The 17866-nt window shown below is 60.0% G+C and carries 20 protein-coding genes; 5 read left to right on the forward strand and 15 right to left on the reverse strand.

The window, feature by feature from the left end:
- Positions 1-110 precede the first annotated feature (110 nt).
- Complete coding sequence (locus V6S97_RS00865; RefSeq protein ID WP_334425905.1) at positions 111-1670, reverse strand: VOC family protein; 1560 nt, start codon at positions 1668-1670, stop codon at positions 111-113.
- 290 nt (positions 1671-1960) lie between these two features.
- Between V6S97_RS00865 and V6S97_RS00870 the strand changes: the two genes are divergently transcribed.
- The 3 genes from V6S97_RS00870 (at position 1961) to V6S97_RS00880 (ending at position 4738) form a co-directional block, all read left to right on the forward strand.
- Positions 1961-3004 (forward strand): ABC transporter substrate-binding protein, encoded by a 1044-nt coding sequence (locus tag V6S97_RS00870; RefSeq protein WP_334425906.1) that lies wholly within the window; start codon positions 1961-1963, stop codon positions 3002-3004.
- Between the two features lie 130 nt (positions 3005-3134).
- Complete coding sequence (locus V6S97_RS00875) at positions 3135-3923, forward strand: ABC transporter ATP-binding protein (protein WP_003501967.1); 789 nt, start codon at positions 3135-3137, stop codon at positions 3921-3923.
- Complete coding sequence (locus V6S97_RS00880; protein ID WP_099085520.1) at positions 3920-4738, forward strand: ABC transporter permease; 819 nt, start codon at positions 3920-3922, stop codon at positions 4736-4738. Before V6S97_RS00875 ends, V6S97_RS00880 begins: the two co-directional genes overlap by 4 nt.
- A gap of 183 nt (positions 4739-4921) precedes the next feature.
- On the opposite strand, the gene V6S97_RS00885 is transcribed toward V6S97_RS00880, so the two are convergent.
- The 9 genes from V6S97_RS00885 to V6S97_RS00925 all read right to left on the reverse strand — a co-directional run bounded on the left by V6S97_RS00885 (position 4922) and on the right by V6S97_RS00925 (position 10880).
- The gene (locus V6S97_RS00885) at positions 4922-5608 is read right to left on the reverse strand and encodes a metal-binding protein ZinT (protein WP_087743688.1); all 687 of its coding nucleotides are present in this window, start codon (positions 5606-5608) and stop codon (positions 4922-4924) included.
- Between the two features lie 168 nt (positions 5609-5776).
- Positions 5777-6598: a mechanosensitive ion channel family protein gene (locus tag V6S97_RS00890; protein ID WP_003501978.1), complete on the reverse strand. Its 822-nt coding sequence runs from the start codon at positions 6596-6598 to the stop codon at positions 5777-5779.
- A gap of 75 nt (positions 6599-6673) precedes the next feature.
- On the reverse strand, positions 6674-7192 hold the full coding sequence (locus V6S97_RS00895; protein ID WP_111780926.1) for a tyrosine phosphatase family protein: 519 nt from the start codon (positions 7190-7192) through the stop codon (positions 6674-6676).
- On the reverse strand, positions 7189-7812 hold the full coding sequence (locus tag V6S97_RS00900; protein ID WP_162692508.1) for a YfbR-like 5'-deoxynucleotidase: 624 nt from the start codon (positions 7810-7812) through the stop codon (positions 7189-7191). Before V6S97_RS00900 ends, V6S97_RS00895 begins: the two co-directional genes overlap by 4 nt.
- Before the next feature lie 2 nt (positions 7813-7814).
- Entirely contained in the window at positions 7815-8663 is an 849-nt protein-coding gene (gene ygfZ / locus V6S97_RS00905) for a CAF17-like 4Fe-4S cluster assembly/insertion protein YgfZ (RefSeq protein ID WP_334426548.1), read from the reverse strand.
- Positions 8664-8785: 122 nt separating this feature from the next.
- Entirely contained in the window at positions 8786-9550 is a 765-nt protein-coding gene (locus tag V6S97_RS00910; protein WP_111793945.1) for a hypothetical protein, read from the reverse strand.
- A gap of 14 nt (positions 9551-9564) precedes the next feature.
- Complete coding sequence (locus V6S97_RS00915; RefSeq protein WP_003501987.1) at positions 9565-9822, reverse strand: hypothetical protein; 258 nt, start codon at positions 9820-9822, stop codon at positions 9565-9567.
- A 105-nt stretch (positions 9823-9927) separates the two neighbouring features.
- Complete coding sequence (locus tag V6S97_RS00920; protein ID WP_060724008.1) at positions 9928-10365, reverse strand: TIGR02301 family protein; 438 nt, start codon at positions 10363-10365, stop codon at positions 9928-9930.
- A 98-nt stretch (positions 10366-10463) separates the two neighbouring features.
- Complete coding sequence (locus V6S97_RS00925; RefSeq protein ID WP_060724009.1) at positions 10464-10880, reverse strand: NUDIX hydrolase; 417 nt, start codon at positions 10878-10880, stop codon at positions 10464-10466.
- A 129-nt stretch (positions 10881-11009) separates the two neighbouring features.
- Here V6S97_RS00925 and V6S97_RS00930 point away from each other — a divergent pair, with 129 nt between their 5' ends.
- Together V6S97_RS00930 and V6S97_RS00935 are read left to right on the forward strand one after the other, a co-directional pair.
- On the forward strand, positions 11010-11333 hold the full coding sequence (locus tag V6S97_RS00930; RefSeq protein ID WP_031234137.1) for a YnfA family protein: 324 nt from the start codon (positions 11010-11012) through the stop codon (positions 11331-11333).
- Positions 11334-11342: 9 nt separating this feature from the next.
- Positions 11343-12104, forward strand: coding sequence for an SOS response-associated peptidase (locus tag V6S97_RS00935; RefSeq protein ID WP_065694921.1), 762 nt, complete (start codon positions 11343-11345; stop codon positions 12102-12104).
- Positions 12105-12187: 83 nt separating this feature from the next.
- Here the strand turns inward: V6S97_RS00935 and V6S97_RS00940 are convergent, their stop codons facing one another.
- The 5 genes from V6S97_RS00940 to V6S97_RS00960 form a co-directional block, all read right to left on the reverse strand.
- Entirely contained in the window at positions 12188-13480 is a 1293-nt protein-coding gene (locus V6S97_RS00940; protein ID WP_003501996.1) for a GGDEF domain-containing response regulator, read from the reverse strand.
- A 388-nt stretch (positions 13481-13868) separates the two neighbouring features.
- Positions 13869-14000, reverse strand: coding sequence for a hypothetical protein (locus V6S97_RS00945; protein ID WP_003496883.1), 132 nt, complete (start codon positions 13998-14000; stop codon positions 13869-13871).
- 172 nt (positions 14001-14172) lie between these two features.
- Entirely contained in the window at positions 14173-15042 is an 870-nt protein-coding gene (gene pssA, locus V6S97_RS00950) for a CDP-diacylglycerol--serine O-phosphatidyltransferase (protein ID WP_060726401.1), read from the reverse strand.
- A 22-nt stretch (positions 15043-15064) separates the two neighbouring features.
- Positions 15065-15763, reverse strand: a complete 699-nt coding sequence (locus V6S97_RS00955; protein ID WP_003502001.1) for a phosphatidylserine decarboxylase — start codon at positions 15761-15763, stop codon at positions 15065-15067.
- Between the two features lie 163 nt (positions 15764-15926).
- The gene (locus V6S97_RS00960; protein WP_111792724.1) at positions 15927-17813 is read right to left on the reverse strand and encodes an ABCB family ABC transporter ATP-binding protein/permease; all 1887 of its coding nucleotides are present in this window, start codon (positions 17811-17813) and stop codon (positions 15927-15929) included.
- Between the last annotated feature and the right edge of the window lie 53 nt (positions 17814-17866).

A 17866-nucleotide genomic window follows, 5' to 3' on the forward strand; every position in this document is an offset into this window, starting at 1 on the left:
GGTTGATGAATGGTGTGGGTGGCGCGGGGGTAAGCATATGCCATTTGTTTCTTCTCCCCGACGGGGAGAAGAAATGGGTGGCCTCCGCTCGATCCGATGTACCGCTCGAATCAGGAAGCACCCGCCAGCCACCGCCGCGCCGCTTCGATATCGGTAAGCCCGAGCTCGTGCCCGTCCTCAACCGTTTCCATCTCGGCCTTTGCACCGCTCGCCGTGAGCTTTCCCTGCAGCTCGCTCGCCTTGTCGAGATATTTGTCGCGTTGTCCCGCCACGAGCAGGAAATTGTGGCCGGAAAGATCGGTTTGCGGCCATGTTTCGAGAACCGGCATCGGGCGATAGAGCAGGGCGTCGCCTGCAAGTTCGGGATAGAGCGCGGCAAAGGCAGCGTAGAAGTTCGCGCCATTGGAATGGCCGATAAACCGCAGTTTCGAGCGATCAAGACCATAGGCGCGGATTGCCCCCTCCACGAAGGCGGCAAAGGCTTCTGCTTCCGTAACGATATCCTGCTGGTCGAAGCTGAAATCGGGGAAACGGCGGAACCAGCGGGCGATTTCTTCTTCCGTGCTACGGCCGCGCACGCCCAGAAGGGTGGCGCCCGGTGCTGCCCGGTGCGCCAGGGGCATCAGGCTCGTTTCACTGCCGCCGGAACCGTGCAGCAGGATGATGGTGCTGCCATCAGCTTCCTCGGGCGTGTAGAAACGGTGCACGAAGGGCAGGTCGCGATAGATGATGCGTTCTTCGCCCGGCATCGAGAATTGCGGCAGGGCGACACGCACATCCGCCTCGTCCTTCATGAAGAGCGGCGGGATGAACAGTTTTTCGCCGAGCGAGTTCAGCGGTTCGTCCACCGTCATGCCCGGCCCATCGGTCGCCATTTCGATCAGCACGCCGCCCGGTTCGCGGACATAAAGCGAGTGGAAATATTTCCGGTCATGCGCGTTGGTGGTGCTGGAATTCAGCGATTTCAGCCCGGTTAGAACCGTGTTCAGCTCATCCATGTCCTTCGCCCGGAAGGCGATGTGATCGACGGTGCCGGTGCCCGGCGCGCTGGACCAGAAGCCGGTGGCGTCACGCACGTCGATAATGTCGCCGCTGTCGGAAACGAGCCGGCGGATCGCGCCCGCCTGGCTTTCCTGCCGGTAGCCGAAATGTTTCTCCAGAAACGCTACGGTTTCTTCCGGCACTTCACTCAGCACCGTCGCACCATAGATTCGGCGAATGGCGTCTTCTGCGGAAATATCGTCGGTCACATGTGGCGTGGCATCGGCAAAGGCGCGGGTGCCGACCAGCTTGACGATCAGGCCGTCAGGGTCTTTCAGCCGGATCACCGGAGCGCCGAATTCATCAGTCGGGCCTTCCGCGCGGATGCCGAATCTCAGCGCCCGCGTCAGCCAGAAGCCGATCGCAGCGGGATCGATCGCCACGGAAATTTCCAGCGTCTGGCCGTAACCGACACGGCCCTGGCCGCCATCTTCCCAGACGAGAAATGTCAGAAGCGAGCCGGGTGAGGCGATGTCGTCGCCATAAAGCAGGTGAAGCTGCATGGCGTCTTCGAAGCCGGCCGTGCGCTTGGCCAGCCTCAAGCCCAGAAAGCCGGCGTAAAAATCCACATTCGCCTGCACCTTCCGGGTGATCATGGTGATGTGGTGTATGCCCAGTGCAGAATTCATCTTGCCGTCCCGCCGTTTCGCCTGCTGTTCCTGGCCCTATTTGTCGCAGGCTGCCCCTGATCCGCAACCCCGGCAAATGAGAACGCTGTGTTCTCTGGGTGAACGATACTGCTTTCGCTTCGTTGCATTCGCGATGGGCAGATTGCCGGCTTTTTGCCTGTCTTGTGATTGTTTGTGCATATAAAATAAGCATACAAAATAACGGCTATTTTGTATGCAATTTTATCTTGCCTTGAGGGTTGGAATTGGGTCTTATGCAACCAATCCAACAAAACCATCAGGGGGAACAGATGATTTTAACGCGCAGGTTGTTGACCAGAGCTCTGGCCATTACCGCCATCGGTGTAACCGCCGGCTTTTCGCTGCCGATCATCGAGGCGCGGGCCGAAACGCCGGTGAAATTCACGCTCGACTGGAAGTTCGAAGGCCCCGCCGCCGGTTTCCTGCTGGCGCTCGACAAGGGTTACTTCAAGGCTGAGGGTCTCGATGTCACCATCGACAGCGGTAACGGTTCGGTTGAAGCTATTCCGCGCGTGGCGACCGGCGCCTATCAGATGGGTTTCGGCGATATCAATTCGGTGATGAAGTTCCTCGACGAAGATCCGAGCCAGAAGATCAAGGCCGTATATATGGTCTATGAGCGCCCGACTTTCGCCGTGGTCGGCCGCAAGTCGCTGGGTGTCACCGGTGATCCGAAGTCGCTGGAAGGCAAGAAGCTCGGCGCGCCGCCGCCGGATGGCGCTTTCGCGCAATGGCCGGCCTTCAAACAGGTGGCGGGTCTCGACGACAGCAAGATCAAGATCGAATCGATCGGTTTTCCGGTGCGTGAACCGATGCTCGCCAAGGGCGATGTCGACGCCGTTTTCGGCTTTGCCTTTTCGGTGATCCTCAACCTCAAGAAACAGGGCATTGCCGATGACGATATCTCGACCATCCTGATGGCAGAGCACGGCTTGAATCTTTATGGCAATGCGGTGCTGGTAAACACTGATTTCGCAGAGAAAAACCCGGAAGCAGTAAAGGGCTTCCTGAAAGCATTGGCCAAGGGCTTCGCCGATTCCGTCAAGAACCCCGAAGAGGGCGTGGCGGCGGTGCTCAAGCGCAACGAGACGCTCGACAGCGCCATCGAGCTTGAACGCCTCAGCATGGCCAACAGCATGAATATCAAGACGCCCTATGTGGTGGAAAACGGCATGGGCGGCGTCGATCCTGCCCGGCTTGCGGCCTCCGTCGAAACGCTGAAAGTCTCCCTCGGCCTGAAGGGCAACATCAAGGCGGAGCAGGTGTTCGACGCGACCTACCTGCCGGCCAAGGAAGAGCGCATGCTTCCCTGATGCTGAAGAAAGAACGGGCGGATGCCGCGAGTCTCTTCTCCCCGAGCGGGAGACCCCGGCGGGGAGAAGAAACAAGCGGCGACGCTTCGGGCTGTCATGGCCTATCATTTTACTTAAAACGGGAACAGCAATGTCACATCTCGTGGAAATAGACAGTGTCGACATGCGTTACGGCGGCTCCGCCGGCACGCTGGCCGTATCCGGTTTGAACCTGACGGTCGACAAGGGTGAATTCGCCGCCGTGGTCGGTCCCTCCGGCTGCGGCAAGTCGACCCTGATGAAGCTGGTGACCGGGCTGCATATTCCGCAGAAGGGCAATGTCATCGTTGCCGGGCGGCAGGTCACGGAGCCGGTTTCAATTGTCGGCATGGCGTTTCAGAACCCGACGATGCTGCCCTGGCGCACGACGCTTGAAAATATCCTGCTGCCGCTGGAAATCGTCGAGAGACATCGCCGACGCCTGCGCGCCCATAAGGCGGAATATGTCGCGAAAGCCGAGCGGCTGCTGGAAATCGTCGGCCTGAAGGGTTTCGGTTCGAAGTATCCGTGGCAGCTTTCCGGCGGCATGCAGCAGCGCGCCAATCTTTGCCGGGCCTTGATCCACGAACCGGAACTACTGATGCTGGACGAGCCTTTCGGCGCGCTCGATGCCTTCACCCGCGAGGAATTGTGGTGCGTCATCCGCGACCTGCACGCCGCACAGCGTGTCACCATCATCCTTGTGACCCATGATCTGCGCGAGGCGACATTTCTGGCCGACAAGATTTTCGTGATGAGCGCAAGGCCGGGCCGCGTGCTCGCGGAACACCGCGTTCCGTTTGCCCGCCCGCGCCAGCTCGATATCATGTATGACAGGGGTTTCAACGACATGGTGCAGGAACTGCATGGCGAGATCGCCCAGGCGAGGGTGGCGGCATGAGCGCGATCCTGGAAAGCACCGTTGCGGCCGAGTCGCGCAAGCCGCTGATCGCCCGCGTCAACTGGGTGAAAGCCGCTCCATGGCTTTATACGCTGGCGCTTTTCGTGTTGTGGGAACTGCTCGTCCATGCGCTGAAAATGCCGCCCACCATTCTGCCGTCACCGGTAAGGGTTGGACAGGCCATCATGCAATATTGGTCGCCGATCTGGAAGAATTCGCTGCAGACGCTTTATACGACGACACTGGGTTTTGCCATTGCTGTGGCCGCCGGTCTTGCCATAGGTCTGTTCATCGGCTGGTCGAAAACCATCTATGCCGGGCTTTATCCGCTGATGATCGGCTTCAACGCCATCCCGAAAGTGGCGCTGGTGCCGATCCTCGTCATCTGGTTCGGCATCGGCACCGTTCCCGCCGTGTTGACCGCATTCCTGATTTCCTTTTTTCCCATCGTCGTGAATGTCGCGACCGGCCTTGCCACCATTGAACCGGAAACGGAAGATGTGCTGCGGGCGCTTGGCGCAAAGAAGATGGACATCATGCTGAAGGTCGGTATTCCGCGCTCCATGCCCTATTTTTTCGGCTCGCTGAAAATCGCCATCACGCTCGCTTTTGTCGGTTCGGTCGTGTCGGAAACCGTCGCTTCCAATTACGGCCTCGGCAACATGATGAGTTCGGCCCAGAGCCAGTTCAATGTGCCGCTCGTCTTTGCCGGCCTGCTGATGCTCGCGGTGGAAGGCATCGTCATGTATGCGATCATGGCCTGGCTTGAAAAGCGCATGACCGGCTGGGCGCATCGTTCGACCATGGGGCAGTGAGCCTTTCTTCTCCCCGCCGGGGAGAGGATGCCCCGGAGGAGTAGATGAGGGGCAACGCCAGCGATAAGCCGAGAGCTTGCCCCTTCATCCCGCTGCCGCGACCTTCCCCCTTGGGGAGAAGGTGACAAGCGGCAACCGCTCGCGTCATTCACACATGCTGCGGAAGACCGCTAACTTGCGGTCTCAATGCGCCGCCATTTCTTTCACGATATCGCCACCGTCCATCAGGAAGGGATAATAGGTCGGCCAATTGGTCACTTCGTCCAGCAGCGCCTTGCGGTCAGCTCCCCAGTAGAGATGGTAATGGCCCGCCTTGACAGGGGCGATGGAGTGATCGCTGAACTGGATGAATTGCGGTGCGGCCTCATCGCCGCCGGTTTTCTTGAAGATGTAGCGGACACCGCGATTGCCCTTCTTGTAGGTCAGGATTTCATGGCCGTCGCTGACATAGGTGCCTTCAGCGGGCTTGCCGTCCTTATAAAACGCCACGCTGTCACTCTTGATGACGATGCGGTTTACATCGGTCTTGTAACCGATGTCGTAATAGGCGCGGTATTCGGCGGCGGTCTTGTCGCCATGGGCTGCTTTTTCGGCCATGACGGGGTCCAGCGAGCCGTTCAGCAGGTAGGGATAGACCGACTGCCAGTCGCCTTCCCAGTCCGAGAGAGCGCGTGGTTTCACCTGCGCATCCTCGAAATAACCCTTGTAGATCTGCTTTTCAGCCTCGGTCATCTGGTGGCCGTGATCGTGTCCATGGTCGTGGCTATGGGCTGCGGATTTGTCGCCACCGGCAGCCATTGCCGTGGTCGCCGCCAGCAGCATGGAACCAAGTGCGACAGCGCCGGTGACGCGGGTGAGTATCTTCTGCATTGTTTCGGCCCTCTCATATTCATAAAAGTAAGTTACGTAATAACATTACGCAACGACCTATAGAGGCCACGTCAGCGGGATGCAAGTGTGTGCTCCAACGCAACGCAACGAAAAAGCGCGATGGCTGCTGCAGCCACCGCGCTTGAAGAGAGGGGGAGGCGCGAGGCCTCAGGCAGGCTGCGCGTTCACTTCCGCCTTGCGCTCGTCGAAGGCGAGCTTCATGGCCTTCGTCACGTCGCGGGTTGTCGCGAAATAACTGTCGCTGCGCACCCAGTAGCGCAATTTGACGGTGGCGCTGTCGGCGCTGACCGAATCGACGAAGGTGACGGGGGCGGGGTCCAGCAAAACCCGGCTCTCCGAGCGCACGACTTTCATCAGCATATTCTGCGCGGCCGTGAGATCCTCGTCAGTCTTGACCGTCAGGCTCAGTTCGTGACGGCGCGAGGGAAAACGGCTGTAATTGGTGATCGGCACGTTCCAGAGGGTGGAGTTGGGCGCGAGACGATAGAGCCCATCGCTGGTCTTGAGTTCGGTGGCAAAGAGCCCGATCTCGATCACCGTGCCGCTGACCGTGCCGGTCTCGATATATTCACCGACCCGGAAGGGGCGCAGCACCAGAAGCATGATGCCGGCGGCAATATTCTGCAGCGTGCCCTGCAGCGCCAGACCAATGGCCAGACCGGCGGCGCCAAGGGCGGCGAGAATGGAGGCGGTCTGCACCCCGAACTGGCCAAGCACCATGACCAGTACCAGAATGAGAACCACATAGCGGATGGCGCCTGCGAAGAAGCCGGCGAGCGTCGCATCGAAGCCGCGAATGCGCGACAGGCCCTGAAAGGCCCAGCGTTGCAGGAAGGTGGCGGCCAGCCAGCCGATGATCAGCAGCAGAAGCGCACCAACGACCGAGAAGGAATATTGCACCGCAAGCGCGCTCGCCTGCTGCAACGCCGCCTGCGATGCGACGATGATATCCGTTGCCTGTTGTTCCATGAATTATCCTGTGATTTTTATTGCTGTTCAGGGTTGGTAACGACTGGACGCCGTGAGGGTTCCGCCAAAACGGCCTCAGGCGCCAAGCGGCAGTACGAAGGGCACGTTACCATCCGTATCCGCGCCCCTGCCGATTTTTTTGATCGCCGCCACCAGCCTGCCGTCGCGTCCGAGCAGACGGTCGCCGATGGCAATGATGCGGGCATTCGGCGTGGCATAGGGCGAGACGGCGCGCAGGCGCAGCGCAAGCTCCATTTCATCCTGGTCAGGATAAAGGCTGAGCGCTGCGATGACGGCGGCGGCGGGCGAGCGCGAAACACCCATCCAGCAATGGATGAGCAGCGGCGCGGACTGGTCCCATTCGCGGGCGAAATCGATCAGCCTCAGCACATGCGCATCATCAGGCGCGATGAGATCAGCGGTGCCCTTGAATGTGATGTCGTTCATGGCAAGCGTCAGATGCCGATCTGCGGCAATGACGGCGGGGCGATGAAAGGCCTGCTCTTTGGCGATCAGTGTCACCATTTCGCGGGCCTTGTGTTTCACGGCCATCTCCGCGATCCGCGACAGCGGCGATACGACAATGGCCGTCATGTCGCGCTCCCCGTCTTGACCGCGCGCAGCGCCTCGATAGCCTCGAAACGTTCGATGAACAGCTTTTGCGCTTCGGTGGAGGGCAGGGGCGTAATGTCGAACATATCGCGGGTAATGCCGCGCGGCAGGCCGAAGAATTTCTGCGCCTCGGCGGTGGAAAAACCGGCAAGCTCCGTCGCCTCGAAAAAGGCGGCGACCGTGTCGGCCTTCTTGATGCGGTCCTTCAAGTCGCGCGATGCATGTGGCGGCAGGCCGAAACGCAGATGCACGGCGGCTTCTAGCCGTTTTTCCACGGTCTTGTAACCACCGCCCACCACGGATTTGAACGGCGAGATCATGTCGCCGATGACATATTCTGGCGCATCGTGCAGAAGCGCCATCTGCATGTCATCAGGCGTCGCACCCGTGCACATGCGGCAGAAGATGGTTTCGACGATGAGGCAATGCTGGGCGACGGAAAAGGCGTGGTCGCCGCGCGTCTGGCCGTTCCAGCGGGCAACACGGGCAAGGCCGTGGGCGATATCGGCGATTTCCACATCGAGCGGCGACGGGTCGAGCAGATCGAGCCGCCGGCCGGACAGCATGCGCTGCCAGGCGCGCGGGCTTTTTGCGGGCGTCACTCTTAATCCTCCGCCCGAGCCGCGGGATCGGCCGCTGGGAAGGAAAGGCCGCTCCAGGCCGGCAGGGCCACGGTCACGGGAACAGTCTCGGCAAGAAGCGGCGTGCCCGAAGCAAGCGCATCGGCAATGCGGTCGATCCGCACGATGGCAAGCGCCCTGTTGCCGCAAACGGTTCCAAGCGTGCCGACCGGTTTTCCATCGGCGGTAATCTCCGCCCCGCTGGCGGGCAACGCGCCTCCGGCCGAAACGGTGACGACGCGGCGTCTTGCCGTACCGCGGTGCTTCATGCGCGAGACGACTTCCTGACCGACGAAGCAGCCCTTCCTGAAGGAAACGCCGTCATTCACATCCATCAGAACATCATGGGGAAAAGCATCCTGCAGCGCATAATCCCGGCCGGATTCGGCAATGCCATGGTCAACGCGCAGCGCATCATAGGCCGCAACATCGCCCGAGGCCGATGCGCCCGGTAGCCTGAAGAGATCGATTCCGGCCTTGGCGAAACGGCCGTCCCTGATGCCTGCCACCGGTGCAGTCTCGGTCCAGAAAACGCTCACACCTTCGACCGTCTCGACTTTGAGGTCGACCGGTGCGCGCAGCTTGTACATGGTCAGGCGGCGCAGCAATGCGTCCTGTTCGGCGGCGCCCGTTTCGATCAGATAGTCCCCGCCATCGCGCCAGATCAGGAAATCGAACAGGATCTTGCCCTGCGGCGTCAGAAGTGCCGCGGCCCGGGCCTCGCCTGCCGGCAGATTCTCGATATCTGCGGTGATGAGGTTGTTCAGAAACTCCTCGGCGCCGGTGCCGGAAACCCGGATCAGGCGGCGGTCGGCAAGAAAGGCGGAAGGCATGGTGTCACCGTTCGGTTCGTCGAGACTATGCGGATAGCAGGCAAGATGCAGATGCATTTGCCGGAATGCTCATTCCGCACAGTTAGGATTTTTGCCCGAGAACGGCAAGCACTGCGATGCGATCAATCGCCGGCGGTGAAGAACTTCCACTTGCCGTCAGGCGAAATGCCGACGCGATAGAAGCTGTAATTGCCAAATTCCTGCATGTCCGCCAGATCGCCCGCCGTGATGATTCGCAGAAGCTCCACCTTTTCCGGTGCAGTCAGCGTATTCAGCGGTTTTCCGGCAAAATAGGGGAAAACATAGGCTTCGTCAGGCGTGCCGGCATCGATATGGGCATAACCGGTCGACAGGAGATCGATGATGATCGCCAGCACTTCCAACCCGTCCGGATCGCCGGAATAGCTTTTCAGCGCTGCAATCGGGTCTTCGCTGTCACTGCCGTCGATGCGGAACTGGTTCTGCCCGGCGGCGATGAAGGGCCGCAGCTTTTCGATATCGCCTGACGCGGCGGCGTCGATGATCTGCTGGCGCAGCTTGCGCACGGGTTCCGGCGCCTTGGAAATGTCGTGCTCGATTACAACAGACATTTCCGGGGTGTTATCGGGCTTGGCGGATTGCTGGTTTGCCTGGCCAGCGGAACGGTCCACCAAAGGGTCGGGCAGGGGAATGCCTTCCGAATCGCCTTCGATCTCGTCCGGCTCAGCAGGCTGGGCTTGCTGCGGCTGCTCGCTCTCGGCCTTCGGCTCGCTTTCGGTGTTCTGCGCCGGCTTCAGCTCGGAAAGGGCAAAGGCGCGGCTCGGCACGCCAATCGGACCGGCGGTCAGGGCAAGCAGAATGGACAGCAGGGCGGAAGAGCGCAAAAGGCCCTTGCTCAGGCAAGACATGATAGACCCCGGCTTTACTGTATTACCCGCTGCGGCGAAAATTCGCCCTGAAGCATGCGCTGGCGCAGCGATTCCAGCATTGCTTCAGCGCCGGCCTCGCCATGGATACGGATGGTTTCGCGCATGGCCAGAGCGATGGCGGCATCGGCGATGATCTCCGGCTCGATGCCGTCGGCCATGCCGTCAGCCCATGCCTCGTTCTGGTGTTCCAGAGCGACCTGCATCTTTTCATGCACGATCATATCGTCGATTTCGTTACGGCTTGTCTGCATTTTTCATCCTCGACAGGGCGGGCAAGTCCTTACCACCCTGTTAACAACACTAGCAGCCTTTTATCAAAACGGCACGGGCTGCGGCGAAAAGAGGTTAACAATCCTCTAATTTCCGAACCTGGACGCGATTTCCTGCGCGAGTGTTGCCCCTTCGTTACGGTAGTTCTCTTCTGCCATGATGGCGGCGCGTGTGCAACTGGTGTGGATGGCCGCAAAGGAGCGGTATCCACGGTTGAATGCAGCCGTCATGCGCTGACGTCGTTCAGGTTCGTTGGCCGTGTCCGCAGCCAGAAGATCGCTCATCGACCTGCGCCAGTCCTCCGGTCCGGAAGAGGGGCACAGGGTTCTCAGATATTGCACCGCGCCCAGTATTTCCGACAGCCGTGCCAGCTTGTCGTCATAAGGAGCGGGCTTGGGCGGTATCGCTTCCGCCGGACGTGCCTCGGAAGCCGGTTTTGAAGGCTGCGCAAAAGCGATGCCTTCTTGCCCTGATATGGCAAGCATGGTCAGAAAAAGAGACAGGAAGATGGTTGGCCGTATCAAAATTCTATTCTGCCCCACACATACTCGTGAACTGTTGGCTCGTGACCATCCGGCGGGCGGATCAGTCCTAGATAATAGCGATTCTGGCTGACTGGCAATCATGCAAGCAGGCGCTCGGCGCATTCGACCACACTTTCGGGCGCAGGCAGAAGGCGGATTTCCGCCAATGTGTACCACCCGGCATCCGCCGCATCGTCGCCCACAGTCACGACGGGATCGGCATCCGTCTCCACGGTGAAGACGGAGAGGAAATAATGGCTCGTCAGCACGCCTTCAGCGTCGCGGGAGGGAAGATCATAGGTCGCGAAAAGCTGCGGCCTTCGCGCCACGATACCGGTTTCCTCGTGCAATTCGCGCAGCGCCGTCTCGGCTGCCGTTTCGCCGTCTTCGCCGCGCCCGCCCGGAAAGGCGAACATGTCCTTCGAGGGCGGGTTGATACGGCGCACGAGAAGCAGCCGGTCTCCGTTCCTGACGATGGCGGAGGAGGCAGCGCGGGGCTTGATACGAAGGGTCATGAATGGTTTCGCTTGTTTCGGCCGTCTGCGGCCTGTCTATAGTGTCGTGGTCCGGAAAATCGATTCCGGTTTCCGAAGTGAGCGTTATAGTCCGGAACTGTCGCGATTGTGCATGCTAAAGACGGTGGAATGAAGGTCTATCTTATCTATGTCCTGGCGGCTCTTGCCGAAATCGCCGGCTGTTTTTCCTTCTGGGCCTGGCTGAAACTCGGCAAGACCGGGTGGATATTGCTGCCGGGCATGCTGGCGCTTGCCGCTTTCGCCTGGCTTCTGACACTGGTTCCGACAGAGGCGGCGGGCAGGGCTTACGCCGCCTATGGCGGGATTTACATCGCTGCGTCGCTTTTCTGGCTCTGGGGCGTGGAAGGGCATGCGCCGGACAAATGGGATATTGCCGGCGGCGCTGTCTGCCTTGCCGGCACCGCCATCATCCTGTTCGGACCAAGGGGTTGAGGAAAAAGCATGTGTGGACGTTTCGTGCTGAAGGCGACACCCGAGGAGATCGCCGACTATCTCGATCTGATCGGCCTTGAGGATTTTCCCGCCCGTTTCAACATCGCACCGACGCAGCCCATATTGATCGTGATGGAGGGGGAGCGGCAGGAGCGCGGCAGCAACCTGCCCAATCGCCGCGCCGTGCTGGTCCGCTGGGGTTTCATGCCGGGCTGGGTAAAGGACCCGAAGGATTTTCCGCTGCTCATCAACGCCCGTTCGGAAACCGCCATCGGCAAGGCCTCCTTCCGCGCCGCCATGCGCCATCGCCGCGTGCTGGTGCCCGCAACCGGCTTTTACGAATGGCGACGCCCACCGAAGGAGGAGGGCGGCAAACCGCAACCCTATTTCATTCGCCCGAAAAGTGGCGGCATAGTCGCTTTCGCCGGCCTCATGGAAACCTGGTCTTCCGCCGACGGTTCGGAGGTCGATACCGGTGCGATCCTCACCACCGCCGCCAATGCCGCGATCGGCCGTATTCACGACCGCATGCCTGTTGTCATTGCGCCCGAGGATTTCAGCCGCTGGCTGGATTGCAAGACCCAGGAACCGCGCGAGATCGTCGACCTGATGCGGCCGGTTCAGGATGATTTCTTCGAGATGATCCCGGTATCGGACAAGGTCAACAAGGTCGCCAATGTCGGTGCCGATCTCATCGAGCCGGTGCCGGAAAGCGCGCCGCTGGCGAAGATCAAACCGGCGAAGGATGACGGGCAGATGTCGCTGTTTTGAGATGCTTTCCGAGGAAGTCGAGGTCAGCCGTCGTTACGCGGCACGCGCTCGGTCCCACACAAGACTATCTTGTTCAGAAAAGCTCAGCTGTTCCGGCCGATCTTCTGCAGGCCTTCCTGGATCATGATGTCGGAATAGACGCGGTTGCGGCCATTTGCCTTGGCGAGATAGAGCAGCTGGTCCGCCGCATTCAGCTGGTTGTCGAAGGGTTCACCCTTTTCGATCTCCACGACGCCGAGCGAAATCGTCAGGGCGAGGCTGCTGCCGCTCAGCTGCCGACCGTTCTTTTCCACCTGTCCACGCAGCTCTTCGCAGAACTGATAGGCGGCTCGCGCATCCAGCCCACGTAGGAACACGGCAAACTCCTCGCCGCCGAGGCGGGCGGGAATATGGCGTTGTTCATCGCACATGTCATGCAGCAGTTCGGCCAGCTTTTTCAACGCCCTGTCGCCGGCATCGTGCCCCAGCGTGTCATTGATCTTCTTGAAATGGTCGATGTCGAGAATGGCGACGGCGCCGCTCTCGTCATTGCCGTTGATGACATCCATCAGCGCCCGCGTGCGCTCGAAGAAGGAGCGGCGATTGGGCAGACCGGTGAGGTGGTCTCGTTCGGCCAGCTCGCGCAGGCGTTTAAGCTGCTTCAGCGTCTCGATATTGTTATCGATGCGGCATTGCAATTCTTCCGGCACGAAAGGGCGGTAGACGAAATCCGAGGCGCCCGCCTTCAGGAAGCTTGCCGAAAGCAACCGGTCGGTGGAGGACGATATGCCGATCACCCGCAAATCTTCGGATGAGCGGCTGTCGCGGATGCGGCGCGTCAGCTCATAACCGTCCATGTCGGGCATATGGTAGTCGGTGATGACAAGCTGGATCGTCGGGTCCTGCGACAGTATTTCCAGCGCCTGCTTGCCCGAATGGGCCTCGCTGACCCTGAAATTCTGCCGTTCCAGAATTTCCACGAGACCGGAACGGGCTGTGCGAACATCATCGACCACCAGAACGGAAAAAAGCTTGTTGCTCAAAATCCGCTGGACCGTTCTGACCACCGCATCGACGGTGCGATGGCCGTCCTTGACAATGTAGTCGATGATCTTCTTTTCGGCGTAGCGCTTGCGCGCCTCGTCATCCACCGTGGCGGTGAAAACGATCGCGGGCACCTTACGCTCGGATAAAAGTGCGAGAATCTCGCCCTTCGGCGCATCGGGCAGATTGAGACCCGTCAGCGCCAGCGTGAAACTATGGGCCTGCATGAGGGCATCGGCCGCGGCCATGCTGTCGCAATGAACAACCTCGGCTTCCGTTTCTTCCGAAAGCCGCGTCTTCAGCAGCATGGAAAGAGCAACGGAATCTTCAATCAGAAGGATTTTATCCTGCATGGCCGTCCCAAGCCCCCCTGGCCTGTCTTCACAATCTTCCCCCAACGCCGAATATTCGTCATCCGCATTTCTGCGAATTCGAAAATTGGCTTATTCATTGTTGTGGAAAAAAATGCGGAATAGAAAAGTTCTTTTGTATTCACTAATCTATACGTCGCTGTTCGTATAGCCTTCTTGTGGAAGGCGAGATTTTTACTACATTTTCGTTTCAGCTTCGTTACAGAAGGCTGCCAATTTTGCAAATGATTGACGATCCGCAGTTTCGCGGAACGCCATATACAAAAACGGCGCCCGGAAAAGGCGCCGCATGCTTGTTGATCTTCCGTCCGCAACTCTCCGTTTTCCGGGTAGTCCGCAAAAACCGGGAAAATCAAAAAAGCGAATATTTTCAGGCGGTTTTGGCAGCGGGCTTACGCTTCAGCATCAGGGCTGCGGCCGCAACGGCCTTCAGTCCGAGCGGGCGGTAGTGGCTGTTGAGGTCGGGCTTCGCCTGCGGCTGTGCCTTCGTCTCGTTCGTCATTTCTCTCTCTCCACAATTCACGCCAATCGCCGTTGCGATGCGTGTGAGCCACTTCTTTCGCGGCTAATCTTGACGGATTCGAGGCGAAAAAAACGAAGCCGGCTTTTCAGGCTGCGACATTTTGCGTCACACCCTGCGCCGGCCTGTAGCGAGAAAAAATAAACCTGCGGTTTTAAATGCCGCGATCGAGGCCGTTGCCGCCGTTCGCGTCGTCATGCGCGTCTTCCTCGATTGTCAGCGTGCCGTAGCGGCGGTGCCAGAGGCGGGCGCTGATGGGGATGAAGACGAGATAGGCGGCGACGGTCAGAACCAGAACTTCCCAGGTGAAGCTCATCAACATCGCCACATAGAGCACGACGACGAGGATCATCGGCAGCACCAGATCGCGGCGGATGCGGCTGGTGCCCGATTTTCCCGACCAGACCGGCAGGCGGCTGATGAGGAGATAACCGATCAGGACCGTATAGGCGGCGGCGACATAGGCAAAGGGCTTGTCCGGCTCGACGCCGAGGAAGCCGAGATAGACAGGCAGAAGCACCAGCAGGGCGCCCATCGGGGCCGGCACGCCCACGAAAAATTCATTCTGCCAAGGCGCCTTTACCGGCCGCTCGATCATGACGTTGAAACGCGCCAGACGCAGGCCGGCGGCGATGACATAGATGAGGGCGGCGATCCAGCCGATGGAACGCGCCTGATCGAGAAGGTAGGCGTAGACCACGAGGGCAGGGGCGACACCAAAATTGACGATATCGGCCAGCGAATCCATCTGTTCGCCGAATTTCGACGTCGCTTTCATCATGCGGGCAATGCGCCCGTCTATGCCGTCGAGAAAGGCGGCCAGCAGTACCATGCCGACGGCCAGCTCGAAGCGGCCTTCAATGGCGAGACGCACGCCGCTGAGGCCCGCACAGATGGCCAGAACGGTGATGAGGTTAGGAACGACGAGGCGGAAGGGAATTTCCCTCAGCCGGGGTCCACGGCCGCTGTCGCTGCGGCCCTCGGGTTTGCCGTTCTGTTGCGGCTCGGCGATCGGCGTTTCCATGCGCATGCCCTTCCTGTTTCCGTCAGCCGCGGCGGCTGACGACCGGACCCTTGGCCGAGCCGAATTCGGCAAGCACGGTTTCACCGGCAATCGCCGTCTGGCCGACCGATACACGCGGCTCGAAACCTACGGGAAGGAAGATATCGAGTCGCGAACCGAAACGGATAAGACCGAAACGCTCACCGGCATCAACAGGTTCATTCGGCTTCACCCAGCAGACGATGCGGCGTGCAACCATGCCGGCGATCTGCACCACGCCGACCTTGCCGTGCGAAGTCTCGATGACGAGGCCGTTGCGTTCATTGTCTTCGGAAGCCTTGTCGACTTCGGCATTGAGGAAGAGGCCGGGACGGTAGGCGACATTGACGATGCGGCCGCGTACCGGCGCGCGATTCACATGGCAGTTGAACACGTTCATGAACACCGAGATGCGCACCAGCGGCTCCTTGCCGAGTTCCAGCTCCAGCGGCGGAACGACGCTCTGCACGGCGGAAACCTTGCCGTCGGCCGGGCTGATGATGAGGTCGTCATCCTGCGGCGTGACACGCTCGGGGTCGCGGAAGAAATAGGCGCACCAGGCCGTCAGGACGAGGCCGACCCAGAACAGCGGTTCGGCGATCCAGCCGAGCACCAGCGATGCGACGAAGAAGGCCGCCACGAAGACATAACCTTCCTTGTGGATCGGTACGATGGTGTTGCGAATGGTGTCGAACAGATTCATGAGATTCCTTGCTCCGGTTTTCGTCTGCCGCGTCTATATGTGGTCGTGATACGACACGCTCCACACGGCAATGCGACAAATTTTGCCTAGCTGGTTACAGCCAAACGCCCCGCGCGGCAATGGCGGGGTTCGTCCGTTGGCCCAGTTACCCCGGGTATAGCCATCAATGGGCGGGTTCGCCGCGGTCGATGACACCCAGATCGTCGGTTTCGCGAACATGACGCAGCATTTCTTCCGCCCGGATCGCCTCGCGCTGGCGGCTCCACATCGAGGCATAGAGACCGTTCTGCGTCATCAGCGAGCTGTGGGTGCCGCGTTCGGCAATCAGCCCTTCCTTCAGCACGATGATCTCATCCGCGCCGATGACGGTGGAAAGCCGGTGGGCGATAACCAGCGTCGTGCGGTTCTTCGAGACGATATCGAGCGCGCTCTGGATTTCCTGTTCGGTGTGGGTGTCGAGCGCCGAGGTAGCCTCGTCGAGAATGAGGATCGGCGGGGCTTTAAGGATCGTGCGGGCAATCGCCACGCGCTGCTTTTCACCACCGGAAAGCTTCAGGCCCCGTTCACCCACCATGGTCGCGTAGCCCTCCGGCAGCTTGCCGATGAAGGCGCTGATCTGTGCCGCATCCGCCGCCGCCCTCAGTTCCTCGTCGGTTGCCGAGGGGCGACCGTAGCGGATGTTATAGGCAAGCGTGTCGTTGAAGAGCACGGTATCCTGCGGCACCATGCCGATCACCGAGCGCAGGCTCTTCTGCGTCACGTCGCGAATGTCCTGCCCGTCAACGGTGACGGAGCCTTCCTGAATATCGTAGAAGCGATAGAGCAGCCGCGAGATCGTCGATTTTCCCGCACCTGAAGGCCCGACGATCGCCACCGTCTTGCCCGCCGGTACGTCGAAGGAAACGCCCTTCAGGATCGGTCTTTCGGGGTCATAGGCGAAGTGCACATCGCGGAAGGAGATGGCACCTGGGCCGGCCGCGAGCGGTTCTGCATCCGGCCTGTCGGTCACTTCGGCTTCCACCTCCAGAAGGTCGAACATCTGCTCGATGTCGGTCAGGCCCTGGCGGATTTCGCGATAGACGAAACCGATGAAGTTGAGCGGCACCGAAAGCTGCAGCAGAAGCGCGTTGACGAAGACGAAATCGCCGATGGTCTGTTCGCCGCGCTGCACGGCAAGCGCCGACATCACCATCATAACGGTCGAGCCGATGCCGAAGATCACGCCCTGACCGAAGTTCAGCCAGCCGAGCGACGTCCAGATCGAGATCGCTGACTTCTCATAGCGCTCCATGGCGACATCGAAACGTCGCGCCTCCATCTCCTCATTGCCGAAATATTTGACCGTCTCGAAATTCAGGAGCGAGTCGATCGCCTTGGTGTTGGCGTCGGTGTCGCTGTCATTCATGGCGCGGCGAATGCCGATACGCCAGTTGCTGGCCCGCACGGTGAACCAGATATAGGCCCAGACGGTGATGACCGTGACCAGCACATAGGAAAAACCGTAGGAAGCCCAGAAGATGATCGCCGTCAGCAGGAATTCGATGAAGGTCGGCGCTGTGTTGAGGATGGTGAAACGGACAATGGTTTCAATGCCCTTGGTGCCACGCTCGATAACCCGCGAAAGCCCGCCGGTCTTGCGCTCCAGATGGAAACGCAAAGAAAGCCGGTGCATGTGCACGAAGGTCCTGTAGGCGAGCTGGCGCACCGCATGCTGGCCGACGCTCGCAAAGAGGGAATCGCGCAGCTGGTTGAGCCCGACCTGGATCAGCCGCGTCAGATTATAGGCGATAACAAGCGCGACGGCGCCGAGCAGGAAGGCCGGGACCAGTCCTGCCATATCGAGCTTGCCATTCAGCGCATCCGTTGCCCATTTGAAGAAATAGGGAACGGCGATCAGCACCAGCTTGGCGACGATGAGGAATATGGTCGCCCAGACCACCCGCATCTTCAGGTCCCACCGACCCTCCGGCCACATATAGGGCCAGAGATTGATCAGCGTCTGGGTCGGATTGCTGGAATCCGCCGAAATTGTTTTTTTGGTCGTGGCCATCATTCTCTCCGGTCACTGCCGGAAGCCGACAGCAGGACGGCGGCTCTGGTCAA

It is taken from the genome of Agrobacterium sp. CCNWLW155 (assembly GCF_036888815.1).
Classification (GTDB): domain Bacteria; phylum Pseudomonadota; class Alphaproteobacteria; order Rhizobiales; family Rhizobiaceae; genus Agrobacterium; species Agrobacterium radiobacter.